This is a genomic window from Raoultella sp. (assembly GCF_039594335.1).
Taxonomy (GTDB): domain Bacteria; phylum Pseudomonadota; class Gammaproteobacteria; order Enterobacterales; family Enterobacteriaceae; genus Klebsiella.
The window spans coordinates 1-5,160 of the sequence record NZ_JBCNNS010000207.1; the positions used below are offsets into that span (position 1 = coordinate 1).

A 5,160-nucleotide genomic window follows, 5' to 3' on the forward strand; every position below is an offset into this window, starting at 1 on the left:
TCTTAATGCCGCCACGCCGGTAGTGGAAATCTGGGATCTGACTCCGACGCCGCTGGATATGCTGGTGGGGTTTTCTCACGAGAAGGTGGGTGAAACCATCGGCGAATTTCTGTGGCAAAAAGGCTACTGTCGCCCGGGATTACTGTGGGCGGGAGATTCCCGCGCGGCGCTGCGTAAGCAGGGGCTGTGCGCTGTGCTGAACAAAAAAGGTTGCCCGGTGGCGCCTCAGGTTGCCGTACCGCTCCCGGCGTCGCTGGCGCTGGGGCGCAGCGGACTGGCGCAGTTACTGGCTTCCGGCGAGTTCGATGTCATCGTTTGTAGTTCCGACACGCTGGCACAAGGCGCGATCATGGAAGCTGAAAGCCGCGGTCTGCGCGTGCCTGAGGATCTGGCGGTGATCGGTTTCGGCGATCTTGATTTCGCCGCCAGCAATCGTCCGGCGTTGACGACAGTCAGCGTGGATCGCCACGCCATCGGTGAACAGGCGGCAACGCTGCTGGCCGATCGGATAGAAGGCCATGGCGAAGGCGATATGATTATTGATATCGGCTTTCACCTGGTGGTGCGCGAATCGGCGTAGCGACTGCGTGCCGATGGAAAAAAACGTATCGCGCGGAACCTCCTGCATATCCGCCCGATTTTCTGCTTAAACTTAAGCTTTATCGTGGAGGCAGATAATGATTACGGTCTATGGCGTTCCCGGCTGGGGATCGGCGATTAGTGAGTTGATGCTGACCCTGGCCAACATTCCTTATCATTTCGTCAACGTGGCAGGCTTCGACCAGCCGGGCCCGCAGCGCGACAGTCTGATGCAGATAAACCCGTTGTGTCAGGTTCCCACTTTGCGACTGGCGGACGGCAGCGTGATCACCGAATCCGCCGCTATCGCGCTGATGATCCTCGATACCCGCCCGGATCTGGCGCCGGCGCCGGGCACACCGCAGCGCCATCAGTTTCAGCGTCTGTTGATCTGGCTGGTGGCGAATGTTTATCCCACCTTTACCTATGCCGATTATCCGCAGCGCTGGGCCGCCAATGCGGCGGAACAGCTGCGGGAAAACTGCCTCCGCTATCGTCAGTCTCTGTACCTGTGACTGGAGCAGCAGTTGGCGGCAGCGCCTTATGCGCTGGGGGCAGAGATAACCCTGCTGGATTGTTATATCGCCACGATGTGCCGTTGGGGCCCGCGGCGGGAGTGGTTTGCCGTACATACGCCGAAGTTTGTTGCGGTGGCTGACAAGGTCTGTCAGCGCCCGGAGCTGCAGCAGGTACTGCGTAACAACGAGTTAATTTAAAGCAAAAAAGGCAAACCGACGGGCTACCGCTATGCTAGTTTATCGATCTCACAATAAGGAGCCTGCTATGCCCCATGTTGATATTAAATGTTTTCCCCGCGATCTGACGGATGAACAAAAAAGCGCATTGGCTGCCGACATCACCGAGGTGCTGATCCGCCATCTGGACAGTAAGGATGGGGCGGTGAGCGTCGCCCTCAATCTGGTTGAGCGAAGCGACTGGCAAAAAGTCTGGGACAGCGAAATCGCCCCGCAGATGGAACAGTTGATTAAGAAGCCGGGTTACAGCATGTAGTCGCGAACCCCGGAGGCGGTGCGCTTGCACCGCTCCGGGCTCCCTGCCGCCAGCCCGTCCCCCTGGCGGTCTGTGCTCACGGGAGTGGGTTTTCAAATGGCGGTTATCACTTCCCGGGCAATCACCGGCCCGTTTTCCCCGGCGAAGACCGGCGTGGTTGGCGGCGCTGAGGGGGCCATTATTTCAAGACGACATTCTGTTGTTTTGCCCACTTGCGCAGGCGGGCGCTGGCGTTGGCATAAGGCGACGAGGTGTTGAGTGAAATCATCCGCCCCAGCGTCCATTTCTGATACCACGGCCGGCCGTAAAGCGAGTCGTCGTCCCGTGCTTCGATGTGGGCGATAATCTGCCTTTTAGCCTGATGCAGAGAGGTGAGCAGAGTGGGGTAGTCCTGCGAGGGGTAATCGAGGTAAAACTTTTGCGCCAGCAGCCCTAGCTGGTTCCATTGAAAGCCGGTTTCCGGGAAGTCGATGGGCCGCTGCGCTTCGTCGTGAGCCAGCCATTTGAGAACCAGCTCCTGCCATCCCAGAAGGTAACAGACCAGATCGCGAACGCTCATTTCGCTACCCTGAGCATGACCGGGGAGGGTCTTTTCCACCGCGACCTCCGGGGGAATATGCGTCAGATAACCGGCTAATTTATCGTAGTTTTTATTGATGGCTTCCAGGAGTTGCACCTGGGTTTGCGGTACGCTCATGGTGTGTTCCTTCCCGAGAGAATGATTCGGCTATACGCTATACTGCCAAAGAACGGTTGTCCGGGTGACGCCGGCTTTTTCCGCCAGCACACTGGGGGCCAGACCGTCAGGTGTGCCATCGAGTAAAAAGACCAATACGAAGCGCCGCAGGGCCATTAACCTGAAGCGCACTATCCAGTCAGCAATCCAGACAGGCCGGTAAACCCTGCCTGCGTCGGCGAATAGGATTTACTCTTCCAGGGTATTGGCCCGCACGTGGCGGCCGCTGGCGACAAAGTTGCCGGTGCCGAGATGATGCAGCGTATTGAGCTTATCATCGTCGAACTGCCAGCGTCCGGTGACGAAGGCGCGCTCATCGGCGGCGGCAGAAACCACTTCGCCAAACAGCGTATCGTACTGCTCCTGAGCTGCGGTTGGCGGCAACAGTCGGCACTCCATCCACGCCAGGCACTTCTCTTCAATCAGCGGTAGCCCCAGCGCCGGCCCCTGCACAACGGGAATGCCGTAAGCGTTAAATTTATCCTCATCGCGTCCGCTGATGCTGCCGACCGCATAGGTCCAGCTGGCAGCTTCGACACCGGGGACGACGATGCCGAAAGTGCCGTTGCGTTCAATGATTTCCCTTGTCCAGGCACTCTTGTCCACCACAATGGCGAGCCGGGGTGGCGCAAACTCCACCGGCATCGACCACGCGGCGGCCATGACGTTACGGCGCTGTGAAGCAGCATCGTAGCTGGTGATCAGAATGGTCGGGCCATGATTGAGCAGGCGGCTGGCGTACTGGAGTTCCACGTGGCGAAAACGGCTCATAAGCGTTCCTTGGTAAATGGGTCTGTTGCCAGACAACACGTTAATCCGCAATGAAAATGTAATCAATACGTCATACAGGCTCCCTATAGTCGGCATCACTAAATCCCAAAGAGGATAACAATATGTTAGCTCTCCTGTTGTTATTACAGGTGAGTGCGGTCCGTCAGTTGTTGATGGCGGGCGGAGCAACGCTTTCCCGGCGAGGAGGGTGATAATGCGCGCGCTTACCGGCATCAAACTCGACGGCGTTTCGTTCGCCTTCGGCACACATATCGTACTCAATCAAATAGACCTGCATATCGATGCTGGCAGCATTGTGGCGCTGCTGGGGCCGTCTGGCTGCGGCAAAAGTACCTTGCTGCGCCTGCTGGCGGGGCTCAGCGTCCCGGTCGGTGGCGAAATACGCTTTGGCGAGCGTCTGGTGGCGAAACCTGGTTGGGGCATGCCGCCGGAGCAGCGTGACATCGGCATGGTTTTTCAGGACTACGCCCTGTGGCCGCATATGACGGCGGCGCAGAATGTCGCCTTTCCTCTGCGGATGCGCGGCGTGGCGCGCGATGCCCGACAACAGCGGGTTAATGACGTGCTGGCGATGGTTGGCCTCAACGGCTTTGCCGATCGTAAACCCTCCGGTCTTTCCGGCGGTCAGCAGCAGCGCGTCGCGCTGGCTCGCGCCATCGTTGCCGAACCTCGCGTGCTGTTGTTTGACGAACCGCTCTCCAACCTCGATAGCGAACTGCGCGAATCGCTGTGTGTCGAGATGAGCCGTCTGCTGCGTCAACTGGGGATCACCGCGGTATATGTCACTCACGACCGCCGCGAAGCCGAACTGCTGGCCGACCGAATTGTTCATTTATCTGCCGGCAGTATTGCCGCCGTTCGCACCATCACTTCATCCTCCGGGGAACTCGCATGAAAACCGCTATGACCGTTAAGAAAGGAGCTGTGCTCGCGATGTTGTTGTCTGTCACCATGATCTCCAGCGCCCACGCGCTGACCGTATATACCGCCGGGCCGGGTTCGCTGGCGAAAAGTCTCGCCAGCGGCTATGAAAAGAAAACCGGGGTGAAGGTCAATATTTTCCAGGCCACGACCGGTAAGGTGATGGCGCGTCTCGACGCGGAGCAGGCCAATCCGCAGGCGGATGTGCTGATCTCCGCCTCCTGGGATACCGCGGAAGATTTGCATCAACGCGGCTGGCTGCTGCCGTATCAAAGCGCCAATGCCGATAAGGTCCCGGCGAACCTGAAATCTGCGGATTACGTTGCGCAGGGGATATCGGCACTGGGGATCGTCTGGAACAGCAAAAGCGGCACCCCGGAGCCGAAAGAGTGGCGCGACCTGACCGAAGCGGCGTTTAAAGATAAGGTCACGACGCCAGATCCGGCGCTCTCCGGCGCATCGCTGGATTTGCTGATCGGGTTGCAGAATGGCATGGGCGACAAGGCCTGGGCATTGTTCGACGAACTGAAAAAGAACGGCATGGTGGTCAGCGGGCCGAACGCTCAGGCGGTGACGCCGGTGATGCAGGGGGCGAAAGCGGCGGTGTTCGGCGCGGTGGACTATGTCTCTTACGGTAATATCGACCAGGGGGAATCCCTGAAAGTGATTTTCCCCGCCAGCGGCACGGTGATTGCCCCGCGGCCGATGATGATCCTTAAAACCACGGCGCATGCTGACGATGCCAAAGCCTTCGTTGACTATGTCCTGTCGCCGGAAGGCCAGGCGCTGGTCGCCGGCGCCTGGCTGATGCCCGCACGTAGCGATATCCCGGCTAAACGTCCGCTGCTTAATGAACTGAAAATTCTGCCGACCACCAGCGATGGCAGCAGCGAACGCAGTACGGTACTTTCCCGCTTCAATACCCTTTTCGCGCAGTAAACCGACCTTCTTCCGGGTTGAGACTGGCGCCTACCCTGGGCTACCGGATTACAGATCGCTGTGAACCTGTAGTCTGGCTAAGCGCCTCGAGAGCCGGATAAGTTCGTTTCCAGGAAAATACCGTGAAACAGAAACTGATTTCCGGCGTCACTCTGACGGTGCTGCTGGTGCTGGTGCTGGTG

Annotated in this window: 6 protein-coding genes and 1 pseudogene; 5 read left to right on the forward strand and 2 right to left on the reverse strand. The window is 58.6% G+C overall.

The features are described from left to right. The 3 genes and pseudogenes from ACZAHD_RS21410 to pptA form a co-directional block, all read left to right on the forward strand. Positions 1 to 580: substrate-binding domain-containing protein (locus ACZAHD_RS21410; protein ID WP_462458542.1), on the forward strand; the 580-nt coding region annotated here is incomplete at its 5' end. A 97-nt stretch (positions 581 to 677) separates the two neighbouring features. After that, positions 678 to 1,295: pseudogene (locus ACZAHD_RS21415) on the forward strand (glutathione S-transferase family protein). Between the two features lie 67 nt (positions 1,296 to 1,362). Further along, positions 1,363 to 1,590 (forward strand): tautomerase PptA, encoded by a 228-nt coding sequence (pptA, locus tag ACZAHD_RS21420; protein WP_462458543.1) that lies wholly within the window; start codon positions 1,363 to 1,365, stop codon positions 1,588 to 1,590. A gap of 178 nt (positions 1,591 to 1,768) precedes the next feature. On the opposite strand, the gene ACZAHD_RS21425 is transcribed toward pptA, so the two are convergent. Together ACZAHD_RS21425 and ACZAHD_RS21430 are read right to left on the reverse strand one after the other, a co-directional pair. Then, positions 1,769 to 2,287, reverse strand: a complete 519-nt coding sequence (locus tag ACZAHD_RS21425) for a ClbS/DfsB family four-helix bundle protein (protein ID WP_462458544.1) — start codon at positions 2,285 to 2,287, stop codon at positions 1,769 to 1,771. Positions 2,288 to 2,515: 228 nt separating this feature from the next. Beyond that, positions 2,516 to 3,097 carry a flavin reductase family protein gene (locus tag ACZAHD_RS21430; RefSeq protein WP_462458545.1) on the reverse strand — a complete coding sequence of 194 codons (582 nt, stop codon included), beginning with the start codon at positions 3,095 to 3,097 and terminating at the stop codon, positions 2,516 to 2,518. 211 nt (positions 3,098 to 3,308) lie between these two features. Between ACZAHD_RS21430 and ACZAHD_RS21435 the strand changes: the two genes are divergently transcribed. Together ACZAHD_RS21435 and ACZAHD_RS21440 are read left to right on the forward strand one after the other, a co-directional pair. Further along, positions 3,309 to 4,013, forward strand: coding sequence for an ABC transporter ATP-binding protein (locus tag ACZAHD_RS21435; protein WP_462458547.1), 705 nt, complete (start codon positions 3,309 to 3,311; stop codon positions 4,011 to 4,013). Continuing rightward, positions 4,010 to 4,978: an ABC transporter substrate-binding protein gene (locus ACZAHD_RS21440; RefSeq protein ID WP_462458546.1), complete on the forward strand. Its 969-nt coding sequence runs from the start codon at positions 4,010 to 4,012 to the stop codon at positions 4,976 to 4,978. The genes ACZAHD_RS21435 and ACZAHD_RS21440 overlap by 4 nt, the downstream gene beginning before the upstream one ends. Positions 4,979 to 5,160: the final 182 nt, after the last annotated feature.